Source organism: Halomonas sp. E14, from assembly GCF_052568415.1.
This window is the reverse complement of the sequence record NZ_CP199423.1, coordinates 2,212,582-2,228,271: the sequence shown is the minus strand read 5'-3', so window position 1 is coordinate 2,228,271 and position 15,690 is coordinate 2,212,582. Positions and strand designations below refer to the sequence as shown.

Genomic DNA, 15,690 nt, shown 5'->3' with positions numbered 1-15,690 from the left:
TTTCTCCAAGGCAGCTAAAGCTTTCGAATTTCAGGCCGATATAGCGGGCATAGGCGAAAGGAAACGACATCATGAGCACCATTTTCTCCGTCGGCCTGAGCGGCCTGAATGCCGCCCAGAACGCGCTGAATACCACCAGCAACAACATCAGCAACGTCTATACGCCCGGCTACAATCGCGAGCTGACGCTTCTCGGCCAGAGTCGTGCCGATGCCGGGGTGCAGGTCAATGCGGTGCAGCGCCAGTTCAACCAGTTCGTGGCCTCGCAGCTCAACGCCGCCACCAGCGCGTCCAGCGCCCTGCGGGCCTACGAGAACCAGATCAGTCAGATCGACAACCTGCTGGCCGACCGGAGCGCCGGCCTGTCGCCGCTGATGCAGAACTTCTTCTCGTCGCTGCAGGACCTTGCCGGTGCGCCGTCCGATCCGGCCGCGCGCCAGGGCCTGCTCGGCACTGCCGATACCCTGACGGCACAGTTTCGCGCCTTCGACGGCTACCTGCAGGACATGCAGGTGGGCATCAACGGCCAGATTCGCGATGAGGTCGTCCAGGTCAACAACCTCACCGAACAGCTCGCGACCCTCAACCGCGAGATCGCGCTGGCGCGCGCGCGCAGCGGCGAGGCGCCCAACAGCCTGCTCAACCAGCGTGACCAGCTGGTCGCCGAGCTGAGCCAGCGCATGGATATTCGCCTGGATATCCAGGACGGCAAGAGCTACAACATCAGCCTGCCCAATGGGCAGCCGCTGGTATCGGGAACCAACGCCTACAAGCTCGAGGCCATCGAGGCGCCGCATGATCCCCAGCGAGTCGTCTTGGGCTATCGCGATTCCGGCGGCAATATCGTGGCGCTGTCGGAAAGTACCATCAAGGGCGGCACCCTTGGCGGCCTGATGACCTTCCGTACCGAGACGCTGGACAAGACCCAGAACCAGATCGGTCAGCTCGCCGTATCGCTGGCGGTCGGCTTCAACGAGCAGCACCGCCTGGGCCAGGACCTGGATGGCAACCAGGGCGGCGATTTCTTCAAGATCGGCCAACCGCAAGCCTACTCCTACCCGCGCAATGCCAATGACGCGGAGATCGTGGCGGCAAGCTTCGATTCGGCCAATATCGATCAGCTGCGCGCCACCGACTACACCATCCGTTTCCAGGATGGCCAGCCGCAGATCACGCGCAAGGATAGCAACCAGGCGCTGCCGGCAAGTGAGGTCAAGTGGGATGAGGATGCGTTCACCTTGAGCTTTGGCGGCATGACGCTGAGCTTCGACAAGTTGCCCGCAGACGGCAATCGCTACGAGGTGCAGCCGCTGCGCCGGGTGGCGGCCAATTTCGAAACCCAGGTTCGTGACCTGGACAAGATTGCAGCGGCTTCCCTCGTCGAGACTAGCGGAACGCTGGCCATCACGAATGTACGAACCGACACTTCGCCGCGTGAAGATATTCCCCCAGGGGGAATCAGGCTGGAAGTTAAGTCAGACGGCACCTTTACCTTGTCAGACGGCCTGCCAGATGGCATGAGCCTGATGCGAGACGGTACTGCCCTGACCGCTGCCGATGAGCTGAAAGAAGGCGATAGGCTGACCATAGGTGGCGTCAGCTTTACCCTGGGCAAGCTGCCGCAGGCTGGACAGTCAGCCGCACTTGCGATCTCGCTTGGCGATACCGGGACGGGTAACAACCGCAACGCCTTGGCACTGCAGAACCTGCAGAGCCAGGCCCTGGTGGGTGGCCGTGCCTCCTTCAGCCAGGCCTATGGTGGCATGGTCAGCGATGTCGGTAACCGTGCCAATATCGTCAAGGTCAACCTTGATGCCCGCCAGGGGCTGACCGACCAGCTCAAGGCCGTACAGCAGTCCGAGTCTGGCGTGAACCTGGACGAGGAAGCGGCCAACCTGATTCGCTATCAGCAGTTCTACATGGCCAACGCCCGGGTGATCGATACCGCCTCCTCGGTATTCGACACCATCCTCGGCCTGCGCAACTGATTTCTGGGAGAGTTAGACGATGCGTATCAGCACCGTAACCATGTTCGACCAGAGCGTGGCCGCCATGAACCGCCAGCAGGGCGATTTCCTCAAGGTCGGCCAGCAGATCGCCAGCGGCCGGCGCGTGGTGAACCCCTCCGATGACCCCCAGGCGGCGTCGCGTGCGGTGGGCGTCTCCCAGGCCAAGGCGGTCACCCAGCAGTTCAGCGACGCGCGTATCTCCGCCCGCAACTCCCTGGCCCAGGCCGAAAGCGTGCTCAACAGTGTGGCCGACGGCATCACCAGCGCCAAGACGCTGCTGGTGCAGGCGGCGAGCGATACCCTGAGCGACGTGGATCGCCAGTCGGTGGCCTCCGAGCTGCGCGGCATCTACGAGACGCTGATCGGCCAGGCCAACGCCACCGACGGCAACGGTCGCTACCTGTTCGGCGGCTTCCAGGACAACTCCCCGCCCTTTACTCGCACCTCGGGCACCGGTGTCTCGGGTGTCGACTACATCGGCGATGCCAACACCCGCGAACAGCGGATCGACGCCTCGCGGCTGATGCCGGTGGCCGACAACGGCAAGGTCATCTTCCAAAGCGTGCCGTCCGGCGCCGGCTACGTGGCGCGGGCGGAGCGTTCCGTGTTGGCTGACCCAGCTCCAGCCGCTGGTAGCCTCGGTGTGCAAGACGGCTTCTTCGCCAATGCGGGCTCTGTATCCTTTACCGGTGGCCCGAACCGCGTCGACCCCAATGCCGAGCATTTCGGCAAGCCCTTTACCGTGAATTTCGTGGAAGTCGAAGAGGATGGCGAGATCACCATGCGGGTCCGGGTGGCCAACCCCGACGATTCAACGAGCCAGATCTATGACGAACCCTATGTTTCAGGCAAGACCGTCAGCTTCGGTGGCGTGAGCATCACCCTGGAAGGGACGCCCGCCGATGGCGACCAGCTCCAGCTGCGCCCGGCCAACGACAGCAATGCCAACCAGGACCTGTTCAAGTCCTTGAAGGACGCCATCGACTTGCTGGAACTCGACCAGGAGGGCACGGCCGAGAATCGCGCCCACTTTCGCAACACTATCAACACGGTGATGCGCGAGCTCGACAACAGCCTCGATAACGTCCTGACCGTGCGTGCCTCCATGGGCGCACGCCTCAACGAACTCGACGTGGTCGATGCCGTTTCCAGCAATCGCATGATGAACTACGAACAGACGCTCTCCGACCTGGTCGATCTCGACTACAGCAAGGCCATCGCCGAATACAGCCTGCGCCAGGTTGGGCTGCAGGCGGCGCAGAAGGCCTTCGTCGACGTGAAGGGTCTGTCGCTGTTCAACTTCATGTAAGTCGTGATCGCACGTAAAACCGTCGTTTTATTTGAGTCTGTCTTGGTCCCTGCAGGCCGTGCAAAGCAGTCGAGGCACGGTCTTTTACCGCTCCGGTTCGCCGGAGCGGTTTTTTTTAATTTAAGGGGGGCAGCGGTGCCAAGGCATCGATCAGCGAATACATGAACTGGATGCCGTTGCTGAACAGGCGCTGCAGGAAGCGCGACATGTCGGTCATCAGCACCATCAGCAGCACCAGGCCGACGGTGAGCGACGTCGGGAAACCGATGTTGAAAACCGTGAGCTGCGGCGCCGAGCGGTTGAGAATACCCATGGCCAGGTTGATGATCAGCAGCGAACCCACCAGCGGCAGCGCCAGCGACATGCCGGCCACGAAGATGGTGCCGCCGTAGCGCACCAGCATCTCGAAGGCGGTGGGATTGAAGGCGCCGATGCCCACCGGCAGGCTGAAGAAGCTGCTGGCGAGCGCCTCGAGCACCATCAGGTGGCCGCCCAGGGCCACGAACATCAGCAGGGTGATCATGAAGAACACCCGCGACAGAATCATGGTATTGGTGCCGCTTCCCGGGTCGAAGAAGGTGGCGAAGGCCAGACCCATCTGCAGGCCGATGAATTCCCCCGCGGCCTGTACCACCGCGAAAACCACGTGCATGACCAGGCCGATGGCGATGCCGATCAGCATCTGCTCCACCATCAGCCCCAGGCTCGCCCAGGACATGATCGGCACCTCGGGCATGGCGGGCAGCACGGGGGCCAGCACCAGCGTCATAAGGAAGGCCAGGCCGATCTTGACCTGATTCGGCACGCTGGAGTGTCCCCACAGCGGCGAGGCGACAAAGAAGGAGGTGATGCGCACGAAGGGCCACAGCAACACGACCAGCCAGCCTTGCAGTTGGGCGAAGGTCACCTCGACCATGGCCGGCTCACATCAACATGCTGGGAATGCTGGTGAAGAGATTGCGCGTGAAGTCGACGATCAGCTTCAACAGCCAGGGGCCGGCCAGCACCAGCACTGTGAAGACCCCCAGGATCTTGGGAATGAAGGAGAGCGTCATCTCGTTGATCTGGGTGGCGGCCTGGAACAGGCTGACGGTGAGGCCCGTCAGCAGGGCCGTGATCAGCAGCGGGCCGGCCAGGAACAGGGTGACGCGCATGCCCTGGTAGGCGATGCCCATGACCATTTCCGGTGTCATCGTGACTCCTTGCCGGCGCAACGGGGCGACGGCCAAACGTTAAATGAAGAAGCTTTCCGCCAGCGAGCCGATGACCAGCTGCCAGCCGTCGACCAGCACGAACAGCATCAGCTTGAAGGGCAGGGAGATGGTGGCCGGGGGCACCATCATCATGCCGAGCGACATCAGCGTGCTGGCCACCACCAGGTCGATGATCAGGAACGGAATGAAGATGGTGAAGCCGATCTGGAACGCGGTCTTCAGCTCGCTGGTAACGAATGCCGGGACCAGGATGCGCAGCGGCACGTCTTCCGGTCCCTGCATGGGGCCCACGTCGCCCAGCCGGGCGAACAGTGCCAGGTCGGGCTCGCGGGTCTGGGCCAGCATGAACTCGCGGAACGGCCCCTGGGCGATCTGCAGAAACTCCTCGAAGCCGATCTCCTCCGCGGACAGCGGCACCCAGGCCGTTTCGTAGACCATGGCGAACACCGGCGACATGACGAAGAAGGTGAGAAACAGCGCCAGCCCGAGCATCACCTGGTTGGGCGGCGTGGACTGGGTGCCGATGGCCGTGCGCAGCAGGCTGAGCACGATGATGATGCGGGTGAAGCCGGTCATCATCAGCAGCGCCGCCGGCAGGAACGCCATGGCGCTGAGCAGCAGCAGGGTCTGCAGCTGGATCGACCACTGCTGGCCGCCGTTGTCCAGCGGCTGGCTGACAATACCGGGGATCTGCTGGGCGAAGGCCTCCAGCGGCAGCAGGGCAAGGCCTAGCATTGCCAATAGGGCAGGCAGCGCCAGCGGGCGCCGGACAAGTGAGCTGCGAATCATGGCGTGCCCCGGTCGGGGCCGCCGAGACCGGCATTGTGCTTGAGCGCACGGGCTAAGCGGGCGGCGAAGCGCTCGCCTTCCCCCGTGGCGCCGGGTGCGGTGGCTTCCGGTTGCGCCGGGGCCGGCAGTTCATGCAGCTTGCTGACCTGGCCGCCGCCCACGCCGAGTACCAGCCAGGTGTTAGCGATCTCCACCACCACCACGCGCTCGCGGCTGCCGATGGCCGTGCTGGCGACGACCTGCAGCTGGCCACCGGCGGCGCGACGCTGCGGCCCCCAGCGCCGGAGCAGCGCGCTGCAGGCGAAGATGATTGCCAGCACCAGGGCCAGCGCGGCCGCCGTCTTGCCCAGCGTGGCCAGGCCCACCAGGGCGTCGCTGCCCACCGCCAGGCTTTCGAGCCCGCTGGCGCTGGCGCCGGGGGAGGTCGTCTCGCTCATCGGTTGAGTTTCTGCACCCGCTCGGAGGGGGTGATGATCTCGGTGATGCGAATGCCGTATTTGTCCTCGACCACCACCACCTCACCCTGGGCAATCAGGTAGCCGTTGATCAGGATATCCATCGGCTCGCCGGCCAGGCCGTCGAGCTCGATCACCGAGCCCTGGGTCAGCTCGAGCAGCTGCTTGATGGTGAGCCGGGTGCGGCCGAGCTCCACGGTCAGCTTGACCGGGATGTCCATGATCATGTCGAGATCACGCGGTGCGGCGCTGCCCGCGCCCTTGTCGAGCGGGCGGAAGATGCGCTCGCCGGCCGACTGGGCGGCAGGAGCGGGCGCGCTGGGGCGCAGCGCCTCCTGCGATGCGGCTTCCATGGCCTCCTGCTCGGCCAGCGCTTCGGCCCAAGGATCGTCGTCGCCCGTGGCACCCGTGGCGGCCTGCTGTTCGGCCATGGCCTCGGCCCAGGGATCGTCCTCGGCAGGCGGCTCGCTGTTGCCCTGTTCCGACATGGCGGCGGCCCAGTCGTCGTCGGAAACGTTCTGATCGGGTTTCTTGGGATCAGTCATGCTTGGAATCCTTGGCTTGAGGTGCAGCGCCCTTGATGAAGGCATCCTGGGGAGCCGGGGTCTGGGCCCCGTGGTCGATGATGCGGATGACGCGCAGGGCGCGTAGGTCATGCTGGCTGCCGTAGTCGCACTCCATCACCGGCACGCCGTCGACGCTGGCGACCACGGTGTCGGGAAGCTCCAGCGGCAGCACGTCGCCGACCTTCAGCGCCATCACATGGGCAATGCGGCTGGGGAGGTCGGCGAACTTGGCGATCAGCTCCACCTCGGAATGACGCAGTTCCCCGGCCATTCGCTTCGACCAGGCGCCGTCCTGCTCCTGGCGTCCTTCGTTGAGCGGGTTGGCCAGCAGGTCGCGCAGCGGCTCGATCATCGAGTAGGGAATGCAGATCTGGAAGCTGCTGGAAAGATTCCCGACCTCGATGTTGAAGTTTGTGTTCACCACGATCTCGTTGGGCGAGTTGGTGATGTTGGCGAACTTCGACTGCATCTCCGAACGCAGGTAGTGCATCTCCAGCGGGTAGACCGACTTCCACGACTCCTCGTAGGCGTCGATCGCCAGGTTCAGCAGACGCTGGATGATGCGCTGTTCGGTGTTGGTGAACTCGCGCCCTTCCGACTTGGTCAGGAAGCGGCCGTCGCCGCCGAACAGGTTATCCACCACCATGAACACCAGGTTGGGCGGAAACACGATCAGCGCCGAGCCGCGCAGCGGCTTCATGGCGATGATGTTGATGTTGGTCGGCACCGGCACGTTGCGCGAGAAGTCGCTGTAGCTCTGGTAGCGCACCGAGTCGACGGTGATGTCCGCGCTGCGCCGCAGCAGGTTGAACAGCCCGGTGCGGAAATGGCGCGCAAAGCGCTCGTTGATGATATCCAGCGCCTGCAGGCGTTCGCGTACCACGCGGTGCTGCGTCGCCGGGTCGTAGGGACGGATGCGGACCTCGTCGTCGCTGCGCGCAGCGGGTTCGTCGTCGCCGCTGACGCCCTTGAGCAGGGCGTCGATCTCATCCTGTGACAGCAGATCGTCTTGAGACATGTGGCCAGAGCGCCCGGTTATTGCACGATGAACTCAGTGAACAGCACGTCCCGGATATCCAGGGGCGGCTGGGGCTGAGTCAGGGGATCGGAGATGACGGCAGTGATTTCCTCGCCCAGGCGACGCTTGCCGTCCGGGGAAGTGAGTTCCGCGGCCTGCTTGCCGGAAAGCAGCATCAGCAGCCGGCTGCGAACCTGGGGCATGTGTTCCTGCAGGATGTCCTGCGTCTCCTTGTCGCCGACCTTCAGCGACAGGCCCAGGTAGAGCAGCCGCGAACCGAAGTTGTCGTCGGCCAGGTTGACCGTGAACGGGTCGATCTTGACGAAGATGGGCGCCTGGCGCTGCAGCTGCTGCCCCTGCAGATTGCCCTGTGCCGAGCCGTCGCGATCATTCATGACCAGGTAGATGGCTGCGCCCGCCGCTGCGGTAGAGAGCAGCACCAGGATGATCATCAGCCACAAGAGCTTGGAGGAGCCGCCGGTCGATTTCGCCATTGCCTTGCCTTCGTGAAGTTGGGTCCCGCCATGGGAGCGTCAGTATCGCAATTCGCACGTCTCCCGAAGGGGGGAACAGGCCGCGCGAAAGGGCCTATCTTGGCTGTTTGTCCCAGGCGTAGAGAGTGTGTGTCAGGCGTAGAGGGTGAGCATCAGGCGTAGAGGTTCACCCGACCGTCCAGCGAAATACCGACCGGTGCGCCCTCGGTGACCGCCTGCTCACTCCCGTTGGCGCCATCTTCAACGGCATCGCCTACCGTGGCACCCGGCCTGCCGGCTTGATGCTCGGCAAAGGCCTGCCCCTGCGGCTGGCGCTGCTCGCCAACGGAAGACTCGGCCAGGGTGATACCCTGTTCGGCAAGCGCCTCGCGCAGCTGCGGAATGGCTTGTTCCAGCACCTGGCGAACCTGGGCATGCGCCGAGAGGAACTGGGCCTGGGCACCCTGTTCGGTCATCTTGAGCGTGACCGAGAGCGGCCCGAGCTCGGCCGGGTTCAGCTGCATTTCTACCCGCTGCTCGCCGCCCATGCGCGCGAACTGCACCAGCTGCTGGTTCAGCTGGCCCGGCCAGGCCGGGCTTTGGATCGGTGCCGGCAGGCTGGCCTGGGCGGGTGCCGCCGAGGTCGGCCCCGGCGCCTGGGCACCCAGGCCCGGCACCAGCGGCTCGGCGCCCGCCAGGGGGCGGCCTGCCTCTTGTGCGGCTAAGGGCGTGGGTAGCTCCCTGGCCGGCGGGGCGGCAGCCGGGGTGAAGGCTTCTGCTGTACGGTTGGCGGCGCCGCCGCGGGAAGCGGCGGCGGCAGAAGCCGCCAAGCTGGCGCGCCCGGCGCTGTCAGCCGCCGGGGCGGCTGGCGCTTGCACCTGGCCGGCAAGGCTTGCCGGCGGCTGGGGCTGGCCGCCCAGAGTCGTATGAAGCGGCGTGGCACTGCCATGCGGGTGCGCTTCGCCGACGGCCGGCGTGGCCGCCAGCCTGGCGGCCACGGCAGGCTCGGCTGCTGTGGCTGGCGCCGTTGGGGTAAGCGGCACCGCGGCCGCCATCCCGGGCTGCGCCATCGCTGTCGCCAGGGTGGTTTCCGGCGTTGCGCTGTGCGCCGCCTGGACGGCGTCCGGCGGCGTCCATTCGTGTGTGCCTTCGATCAAGGCGAGGCGCGCCATGATGCCCTCTAGCTCGGCATCGGGCACGGCCACCGGCGCGTCCAGTCCAGCTGCGAGCTGGTTCGAGCCGGCAGTGAGCGCTGGTAGCCAGGGCGCCGTGGGCACCATTTGCTGCGCCAGAGCGGGAGGCAGGCCCTCGCCCGGGCCGAAGCCGGCAGCCAGGGGCGCATCGGCCATGGCCGGGCGCTGCCCGGCGTGGGCCATGGCCTGGGCGAAGGGCGCCTGGGGGGCGCCACGCTCCGCCATCGGCCCGCTTCGGTTCGGCGTCGGCAGGTGGCTCAACAACAGCTCGATGTTCATGAAGGTCTCCTGAGCCGGTTCACGGCGTCTGCCCGCTGCGCTGGCGCAGCAGGCGCCCGGCGGCCATCTCGTCGCTGATGCGCTGTTCGCGTCGCCCTTCCTGGCGCAGCAGCTCGGCGCTGCGGCGCGTCGACAGGGTATCGAAGGCAGACAGGCGCTTCTGTTCTTCCTGCCACTGCTGGCGGCTTTGCTGCACGCGCTGCTGCTGAGCGTTCAGGGCCTCGCGCGCGCGTGCCAGCGCCGCGTCCAGCGAGGCGAGGAACTGGTGGTAGTTGTGCATGCTGGCCGGGTCGATGCCGTCGCGCATGGCGTGCTGCAGCCGCTCGGCGTATTCCAGGCGATAGCGGTTGAGCGATTCCAGCTGCGCCGCCACCTGGCTCTCGCTCTGGCGGGCGCCGGCAAGGGCCTGGCCGGCCTGGTCGCGGGCGTCGCGGGCGAGTTCACACAGCATGGCGAGTTGTGACGTTGCACTCATGGCCTGACTCCTAGGGTCTGGATGAGAACCTGTCGTGACGCCTCCACCGAGGCGCTTTCCTGTATGCCCTGCTGCAGGAACTGCTCCAGCAGCGGGTAGCGCTGCACGGCCTCGTCGAGCAGCGGGTCGTGCCCCGGGCTGTAGGCGCCGACGCTGATCAGGTCGCGGTTGCGCTGATAGCGTGAAAAGAGTCGCTTGAACATCTGGCTCATGCTCAGCTGCGCGTCGTCGATGATGTGGGTCATCACGCGGCTGATCGAGGCCTCGATGTCGATGGCGGGGTAGTGGCCCGCCTCCGCCAGGCTGCGCGACAGCACTATATGGCCGTCGAGGATGGCGCGGGCCGAGTCGGCAATCGGGTCCTGCTGATCGTCGCCTTCGGTGAGCACGGTATAGAAGGCGGTGATCGAGCCGCGGCCGCGCTCGGCGTTGCCGGCCCGTTCGACCAGGCTAGGCAGCTTGGCGAACACCGAAGGTGGATAGCCCTTGGTGGCCGGCGGCTCGCCGATGGCCAGGGCGATCTCGCGCTGGGCCATGGCGTAGCGGGTCAGCGAATCCATGATCAGCAGTACGTTCTTGCCGTCGTCGCGAAAGCCTTCCGCCAGCCGCGTGGCATAGGCAGCGCCCTGCAGCCGCTGCAGCGGCGAGGTGTCGGCGGGGGCCGCCACTACCACGGCGCGCCGCCGCCCCTCGGGGCCGAGGATGTTGTCGATGAAGTCCTGCACCTCGCGGCCGCGCTCGCCGATCAGGCCCACCACGATCACGTCGGCCAGGGTGTAGCGCGCCATCATGCCCAGCAGCACCGACTTGCCCACGCCGGAGCCGGCGAACAGCCCCATGCGCTGGCCGCGGCCGACGCTGAGCAGGGCGTTGATGGCACGAATGCCGACGTCGATCTGCTCGTTGATGGGGGCGCGCGAAAGCGGGTTGAGCGGCGGGGTGGCAAGCGGTGCGCGCGGCGCGGTATCGAGCGGACCGAGCCCGTCGAGCGGCTCGCCGTTGCCGTCCACCACGCGCCCCAGCAGCGAATCGCCAAGCGGGAAGCGGCGCGCGGCGTGATCGGGACCGTCGCCCAGCGGGTAAACCCGGGCGCCCGGCATCAAGCCAGAGATTTCGGTGAGCGGCATCAGGAACAGGCGTTCGCCGGAGAAGCCCACTACCTCGGCCTCGGCGAAGCGCGGCGGCTCGTGGGCGCCGGCGGTCGGCAGCTCGATGCGGCAGGCATTGCCCAGCGCCACCCGCAGCCCCACCGCCTCGATCACCATGCCGGTGGCACGCAGTACGCGCCCGCTGGCGCGATAGCCGGGCACGCTCGCCACGCGCCCACGCACGCGCCGCAGCGTCTGCTGCCAGCGAGCCTGGTGCGGGTTGGCGGCCTGGGCTACCGTCTCGGTCATGAAGCCTGTTTCCTTTTAGAAGCCAGCGTTTTTGAAAGGCCAGCGTTTTTTCTAAGGTCGTTTTTTTAGCCATCGTCCTGGGAAGCGCTGGCGCGGCGACGGCGTACCTGCGCCGTTACCGCCTCCCAGCGGCTCTCCCAGGTGGCGTCGAGCTCGCCGCTGGCGCTGGTCACGCGGCAGCCGCCACGGCTGATCTGGTCGTCGGGCTGCAGTTTCCAGCCGGCCGCCTGCAGCTCGTGACCCAGGTGTTCCTCCACCAGCTTGAGGTCGAGCGGATGCAGCCACAGGCGCTGCTGGCCGGTCAGCGGCGGCTCGGTGTGCAGCAGGGCGCGAATCAGCACCAGCACCTGGCGCGGGCGCGCCTTCAGCGCCTCCCCGGCCAGCTGCTGGCCGGTGGCCAAGGCCAGCTCCACCAGGTCGTTGCCCAGCGCTTCGTCCAGCGAGGCCAGCGCCTCGGAAAAGGCGCCGGCCAGCGGTGCCAGCGGTGCCAGCTCCGTGGCGATGCGCTGCTGCAGCTCCCGCTGCGCCTGCTGGCGTCCTTCCGCCAGCCCCTCGACATGGCCCGCCTGCTTGCCTTCGGCAAAGCCCGCCTGGTAGCCCTCTTCGCGGGCCTCGCGCAGCACCTGTTCGCGCAGCGCCTTCAGCTCGGCCTGGCGGCGGAAGGCTTCCTTGCGGCGAAGCTCCTCGGCCCGGTCGCGGGGCGCTGTCGCGGCACCCGGCAGCTCCTGGCGCAGCTCGGCCATGCTCCAGCGCTGCCAGGCGTCCTGGCGACCGGTGGGGGAAGGGCCGTGCTCAGACCAAGGGCCGTTCTCAGACATAGGTGTCGTCTCCACCGCTCAGCACAATCTCGCCGGAGTCGGCGAGGCGGCGTACCACCTGGAGCACGGCCTTTTGCTCGGCTTCCACCTGGGAAACGCGGATTGGCCCGCGGGCCTCCATGTCCTCGCGCATGAGGTCGGCGGCGCGACGCGACATGTTGCGCAGGAATTTCTCCATGAGCGCCTCCGGCGCACCCTTGAGCGCCACCACCAGCGAGTTGGTGTCGATCTCCTTGAGCACTATCTGGATGCTGCGGTCGTCCAGGTCCATGAGGTTCTCGAACAGGAACATCTCGTCGATGATCTTCTGGGCCAGGTCCTCGCTGTGGGCGCGCACCGTCTCGATGGCGGTTTCTTCCAGCGAGGAGTTCATCAGGTTGAGGATCTCGGCGGCGGTTCTCACGCCGCCCATCTTGCTGCGCTTGAGGTTCTGGCCATCGAGCATGCCCGAGAGCACCTCGGTCAGCTCCTGCAGGGCGGCGGGCTGTACGCCGCTGAAGGTGGCGATACGCAGCACCACGTCGTTGCGCAGCTTGTCGTCGAACAGCTCGAGGATGTCGGCGGCCTGGTGGCGCTCCAGGTGCACCAGGATGGTGGCGATGATCTGCGGATGCTCGTCGCGGATCAGGTCGGCCACCATCGAGGCTTCCATCAGGTTCAGCGAGTCGATGCCGCTGCTGCTGCTCTGGCTCTCGAGGATGTCCTCGATCAGGCTGGTGGCGCGCTCGCTGCCCAGCGCCTTGGTCAGCACCGAGCGGATGTGGTCGCTGGAGTTGAGGTTCAGCGCGATGAACTCCTCGGTCTCGCGGTGGAACTCCTGCAGCACCTGGCGCATCTCCTCGTGGGAGACCTGGTCCAGCTCGGCCATCTCCATGCTGAGCTGCTGGATCTCCTTGGGCGGCAGATACTTGAACACCTCTGCCGCGCTGTCCTCGTCGAGCGCCAGCATCAGGATGGCGCTGCGGCGCGTGCCGTTCATGGCGTTGGCAGTACTCATGGTTTGTTCATCCAGCTGCGGACGATCATGGCGATCATGCGCGGATCTTCCTGGGCCATCTCGCGCAGTGCGGCAAGATGATCTTCATAAGCCGACGACTTGCGCTGCCGCTTCGGCTTGGGATAGGTGCGGCTGGCGTCGTCATCGGCCAGGGTCGGCTCGCCGCTGCGGCCTTCCTCGCTGTCGTCGCCGATCTGCACGCGCAGGGCGGGGCTCTGCAGCGTAGCCGGCAGCGGCGCCTGAGTGTGGCGCTTGATCAACGGACGCAGCACCAGCAGGTAGCCGAGCAGCACGCCCAGCGCGATCAGGAAGTAACGCACCACGGTGGTCGCCAGTTCGTGCATTTCCGGCTCTTGCCACCACTCCAGCACTTCGACCTCTTCGATGGTGCGGCTGAAGGGGCTGTTGACCACGGCGATTTCGTCGCCGCGCGCAACCGAGAAGCCGATGGCCTGGCGCACCAGGCGCTCGATCTGGGCGACTTCCGCGGCGTTCAGGGGTACGCGGCGTACCACGCCCTCTGCGTCGCGCTCCTCGCGGTAGTCGACCACCACCGCGGCGGAGAGGCGTACCACCTGGCCCTGGCGGTGCTGGATGTGCTCGATGTTGCGGTCGACCTCGAAGTTGGTGATGCCGTCCTGGCGCAGGCTGCTCAGCGACGCCGGCACCTGCTCGGTCGTCTCGCCTTCCTCGCCCTCTGCTTCGCCGTCCTCGGGGTTGGGGTTGTTGATGGGAGAGGGCGCCACGCCCGGCGGGGTGTTGCTCAGCGCGCCGGGAATGCCCAGCGCGAGGTCATCGCCACCGCTATAGGAAACGCTGGACTGCAGGCTGCGCACCGCCGCCTGGTTGGGCGGCTGGTTGGGGCCAAAGCGCTCGGAGGTCTCTTCGCGGCGGGAGAAGTCGATCTGCGCGGCCACCTGGGCGCGCACGTTCTCGTGACCCAGCAGCGGGGCCAGGATGTTTTCGATGCGGCGCTGGAACGAGCGCTCCACCTCGGCGATGTAGTCGAGCTGGGTGCCGTCCAGGTCGCGCCCGTTGGCTTGCGGCATCGACAGCAGGCGCCCGTTCTGGTCCACCACCGTGACGTTTTCCGCCGCCAGGTCGGGCACGCTGCTGGAAACCATGTGCACGATCGCATTGACCTGGCCGTCGCCCATTACCCTGCCGGGCTCCAGCGTGACGATGATCGACGCCTTGGCCGGCTCGCGGTCGCGCACGAAAACGGAAGAGCGCGCCATGGCCAGGTGCACGCGGGCCCGCGATACCGGCCCCAGCGACTCGATGGAGCGCGACAGTTCGCCCTCCAGTCCGCGCTGGAAGTTGACCTGTTCGGCGAACTGGCTGACCCCGAAGGCCTGGCTGTCCATCAGCTCGAAGCCCACGTTGCCGCCTCGCGGCAGGCCCTGTTCGGCCAGCTGCAGGCGCAGGCTGTGCACCGCGTCGCCCGGCACCATCAGCGTGGTGCCGCCGCCGCTGAAGCGGTAGGGCACGCCGCGGCTGTCGAGCTCGCTGATGATGCGTCCGCCGTCGGCCTCGGTCAGGTTGCTGTAGAGCACACGATATTCCGGCGCACGGCCCCACATCAGCACGGCGGCCACGATGGCGACCAGGGCGGCGGTGCCGATCAGAACGCCGATCAGCGGATTGCCGCGCAGCTGTGCCTGAAGGCGCGCCACGGGCGATGGGGCCGGCTGGGCTGCGGCGGGCTCCTGGGTGGCGCCGGCGCTCATGCGCACCCCCTGGGGTGAGCACTGCCGGCAGCGTATAACCTGTTGCGAGAAGAGGGCATTGACAGCTTCCGTACACTGCGTTGCGACCGCCCTCTGCGGGGCGTGACTTTGATCGACGCTATTATGCGAGCCCGTGTCGAGGGCAAAGGCAGGAAAAGCCTGTTTTTTAGAGGCCAATTGAGGGCTTGGCGAAGGAAGGGAAGCTGGTAGCCTTGCGCTTATCGCCCAGACTCCCAGGGAGCGTCTTGCATGAGTTCACCCGCCATCCAATCCGCGCTTGCGCAAATGCAGGTCATGGCCGCCCAGGCCGGCGGCCAGGCTGCCAAGGGCCCGCTGGTTGCCACCCAGGTGGGGCAAGGCGGCTTCGCCGGTGAACTGCACGCCTCGATCCAGCGCATCAACCGCCTGCAGCAGGCGTCCAGCGCCAAGGCCATGGCCTTTCAAGCCGGCGACCCCAACGTCGAACTCAACGACGTCATGGTCGACATGCAAAAGGCCAGCGTCGCCTTCCAGATGGGGCTGCAGGTGCGCAACCGCCTGGTCACGGCCTACCGCGACGTGATGAACATGCAGGTTTGAGCCGCGGGGCCAGGGCAGGCTAGACCTTCAGGTCGACCAGCCGCCCGTTCAGCTCTTCCAGCCGCTCGGCGATGGCCAGCACTTCCTCGGCGGGAATCTGGCGCAGCACGTCGCCGGTCTCGCGGTCGATGATCCGCGTGACGACGCGCGAAGGGTCGTCGTTCAGCTCGAACTCCACGCCGTACTGGCGCAGTACCTCGTTGACGCGCTGGATCGGCTCGACCAGGTCGGCCTGGCTGGGCGCCTGGGCATGGCTTTCCGCCTGCGACAGCATGCTGCCGGCGGTGGGCAGCGAGGCCAGCACGCTCTCCTTGCGCTGGCGAGGCGTGAGGTCGTGCAGGGCGGAGCTGGGCAGCGTGCTGGTGGCATCGGTAAGTGGCGAAGTCATA

Annotated in this window: 17 protein-coding genes; 3 read left to right on the top strand and 14 right to left on the bottom strand. The window is 66.4% G+C overall.

The genetic code is table 11. The features are described 5' to 3' along the window. Positions 1 to 71 precede the first annotated feature (71 nt). Positions 72 to 1,988, top strand: a complete 1,917-nt coding sequence (gene flgK / locus ACT7B3_RS10385; protein WP_445157889.1) for a flagellar hook-associated protein FlgK — start codon at positions 72 to 74, stop codon at positions 1,986 to 1,988. Between the two features lie 19 nt (positions 1,989 to 2,007). Continuing rightward, entirely contained in the window at positions 2,008 to 3,318 is a 1,311-nt protein-coding gene (gene flgL, locus ACT7B3_RS10380; protein WP_445157888.1) for a flagellar hook-associated protein FlgL, read from the top strand. A gap of 115 nt (positions 3,319 to 3,433) precedes the next feature. On the opposite strand, the gene fliR is transcribed toward flgL, so the two are convergent. From fliR to fliF, 13 genes are all read right to left on the bottom strand, one after another. Beyond that, positions 3,434 to 4,234, bottom strand: coding sequence for a flagellar biosynthetic protein FliR (gene fliR, locus ACT7B3_RS10375; RefSeq protein ID WP_445157887.1), 801 nt, complete (start codon positions 4,232 to 4,234; stop codon positions 3,434 to 3,436). 7 nt (positions 4,235 to 4,241) lie between these two features. After that, positions 4,242 to 4,511 carry a flagellar biosynthesis protein FliQ gene (fliQ, locus tag ACT7B3_RS10370; protein WP_010628978.1) on the bottom strand — a complete coding sequence of 90 codons (270 nt, stop codon included), beginning with the start codon at positions 4,509 to 4,511 and terminating at the stop codon, positions 4,242 to 4,244. A 39-nt stretch (positions 4,512 to 4,550) separates the two neighbouring features. Beyond that, positions 4,551 to 5,267: a flagellar type III secretion system pore protein FliP gene (gene fliP / locus ACT7B3_RS10365; protein ID WP_444679320.1), complete on the bottom strand. Its 717-nt coding sequence runs from the start codon at positions 5,265 to 5,267 to the stop codon at positions 4,551 to 4,553. A gap of 50 nt (positions 5,268 to 5,317) precedes the next feature. Then, a complete protein-coding gene (fliO, locus tag ACT7B3_RS10360) occupies positions 5,318 to 5,758 on the bottom strand; it encodes a flagellar biosynthetic protein FliO (RefSeq protein ID WP_445157886.1) in 441 nt (146 codons plus the stop codon). Then, positions 5,755 to 6,321, bottom strand: coding sequence for a flagellar motor switch protein FliN (fliN, locus tag ACT7B3_RS10355; RefSeq protein ID WP_445157885.1), 567 nt, complete (start codon positions 6,319 to 6,321; stop codon positions 5,755 to 5,757). The genes fliO and fliN overlap by 4 nt, the downstream gene beginning before the upstream one ends. After that, entirely contained in the window at positions 6,314 to 7,360 is a 1,047-nt protein-coding gene (gene fliM / locus ACT7B3_RS10350; RefSeq protein ID WP_445157884.1) for a flagellar motor switch protein FliM, read from the bottom strand. Before fliM ends, fliN begins: the two co-directional genes overlap by 8 nt. Positions 7,361 to 7,377: 17 nt before the next feature. Further along, entirely contained in the window at positions 7,378 to 7,854 is a 477-nt protein-coding gene (gene fliL, locus ACT7B3_RS10345) for a flagellar basal body-associated protein FliL (RefSeq protein ID WP_445157883.1), read from the bottom strand. Positions 7,855 to 8,006: 152 nt separating this feature from the next. Then, positions 8,007 to 9,305, bottom strand: a complete 1,299-nt coding sequence (locus ACT7B3_RS10340; RefSeq protein ID WP_445157882.1) for a flagellar hook-length control protein FliK — start codon at positions 9,303 to 9,305, stop codon at positions 8,007 to 8,009. A 19-nt stretch (positions 9,306 to 9,324) separates the two neighbouring features. Further along, entirely contained in the window at positions 9,325 to 9,780 is a 456-nt protein-coding gene (gene fliJ, locus ACT7B3_RS10335) for a flagellar export protein FliJ (RefSeq protein ID WP_444677449.1), read from the bottom strand. Next, entirely contained in the window at positions 9,777 to 11,177 is a 1,401-nt protein-coding gene (gene fliI, locus ACT7B3_RS10330; protein WP_444677450.1) for a flagellar protein export ATPase FliI, read from the bottom strand. Before fliI ends, fliJ begins: the two co-directional genes overlap by 4 nt. 65 nt (positions 11,178 to 11,242) lie before the next feature. Further along, on the bottom strand, positions 11,243 to 11,995 hold the full coding sequence (locus ACT7B3_RS10325; protein ID WP_444677451.1) for a flagellar assembly protein FliH: 753 nt from the start codon (positions 11,993 to 11,995) through the stop codon (positions 11,243 to 11,245). Next, complete coding sequence (gene fliG, locus ACT7B3_RS10320) at positions 11,988 to 12,992, bottom strand: flagellar motor switch protein FliG (protein WP_445157881.1); 1,005 nt, start codon at positions 12,990 to 12,992, stop codon at positions 11,988 to 11,990. The genes ACT7B3_RS10325 and fliG overlap by 8 nt, the downstream gene beginning before the upstream one ends. Then, complete coding sequence (gene fliF, locus ACT7B3_RS10315) at positions 12,989 to 14,722, bottom strand: flagellar basal-body MS-ring/collar protein FliF (RefSeq protein WP_445157880.1); 1,734 nt, start codon at positions 14,720 to 14,722, stop codon at positions 12,989 to 12,991. The genes fliG and fliF overlap by 4 nt, the downstream gene beginning before the upstream one ends. Positions 14,723 to 14,971: 249 nt before the next feature. On the opposite strand from fliF, the gene fliE reads away from it, so the two are divergent. Beyond that, entirely contained in the window at positions 14,972 to 15,301 is a 330-nt protein-coding gene (gene fliE / locus ACT7B3_RS10310) for a flagellar hook-basal body complex protein FliE (protein WP_444677456.1), read from the top strand. A 19-nt stretch (positions 15,302 to 15,320) separates the two neighbouring features. On the opposite strand, the gene ACT7B3_RS10305 is transcribed toward fliE, so the two are convergent. Next, the gene (locus ACT7B3_RS10305) at positions 15,321 to 15,689 is read right to left on the bottom strand and encodes a flagellar protein FlaG (protein ID WP_444677457.1); all 369 of its coding nucleotides are present in this window, start codon (positions 15,687 to 15,689) and stop codon (positions 15,321 to 15,323) included. Between the last annotated feature and the right edge of the window lies 1 nt (position 15,690).

What these genes read in the sequence shown, in the direction of transcription:
- ACT7B3_RS10340 (WP_445157882.1), bottom strand. Translation starts at nt 9,305, where the DNA reads ATGAACATCGAGCTGTTGTTGAGCCACCTGCCGACGCCGAACCGAAGC.
- fliJ (WP_444677449.1), bottom strand. Translation starts at nt 9,780, where the DNA reads ATGAGTGCAACGTCACAACTCGCCATGCTGTGTGAACTCGCCCGCGAC.
- fliQ (WP_010628978.1), bottom strand. Translation starts at nt 4,511, where the DNA reads ATGACACCGGAAATGGTCATGGGCATCGCCTACCAGGGCATGCGCGTC.
- fliN (WP_445157885.1), bottom strand. Translation starts at nt 6,321, where the DNA reads ATGACTGATCCCAAGAAACCCGATCAGAACGTTTCCGACGACGACTGG.
- fliE (WP_444677456.1), top strand. Translation starts at nt 14,972, where the DNA reads ATGAGTTCACCCGCCATCCAATCCGCGCTTGCGCAAATGCAGGTCATG.
- flgL (WP_445157888.1), top strand. Translation starts at nt 2,008, where the DNA reads ATGCGTATCAGCACCGTAACCATGTTCGACCAGAGCGTGGCCGCCATG.
- fliG (WP_445157881.1), bottom strand. Translation starts at nt 12,992, where the DNA reads ATGAGTACTGCCAACGCCATGAACGGCACGCGCCGCAGCGCCATCCTG.
- flgK (WP_445157889.1), top strand. Translation starts at nt 72, where the DNA reads ATGAGCACCATTTTCTCCGTCGGCCTGAGCGGCCTGAATGCCGCCCAG.
- fliF (WP_445157880.1), bottom strand. Translation starts at nt 14,722, where the DNA reads ATGAGCGCCGGCGCCACCCAGGAGCCCGCCGCAGCCCAGCCGGCCCCA.
- fliP (WP_444679320.1), bottom strand. Translation starts at nt 5,267, where the DNA reads ATGCTAGGCCTTGCCCTGCTGCCGCTGGAGGCCTTCGCCCAGCAGATC.
- fliL (WP_445157883.1), bottom strand. Translation starts at nt 7,854, where the DNA reads ATGGCGAAATCGACCGGCGGCTCCTCCAAGCTCTTGTGGCTGATGATC.
- fliO (WP_445157886.1), bottom strand. Translation starts at nt 5,758, where the DNA reads ATGAGCGAGACGACCTCCCCCGGCGCCAGCGCCAGCGGGCTCGAAAGC.
- ACT7B3_RS10325 (WP_444677451.1), bottom strand. Translation starts at nt 11,995, where the DNA reads ATGTCTGAGAACGGCCCTTGGTCTGAGCACGGCCCTTCCCCCACCGGT.
- fliR (WP_445157887.1), bottom strand. Translation starts at nt 4,234, where the DNA reads ATGGTCGAGGTGACCTTCGCCCAACTGCAAGGCTGGCTGGTCGTGTTG.
- ACT7B3_RS10305 (WP_444677457.1), bottom strand. Translation starts at nt 15,689, where the DNA reads ATGACTTCGCCACTTACCGATGCCACCAGCACGCTGCCCAGCTCCGCC.
- fliI (WP_444677450.1), bottom strand. Translation starts at nt 11,177, where the DNA reads ATGACCGAGACGGTAGCCCAGGCCGCCAACCCGCACCAGGCTCGCTGG.
- fliM (WP_445157884.1), bottom strand. Translation starts at nt 7,360, where the DNA reads ATGTCTCAAGACGATCTGCTGTCACAGGATGAGATCGACGCCCTGCTC.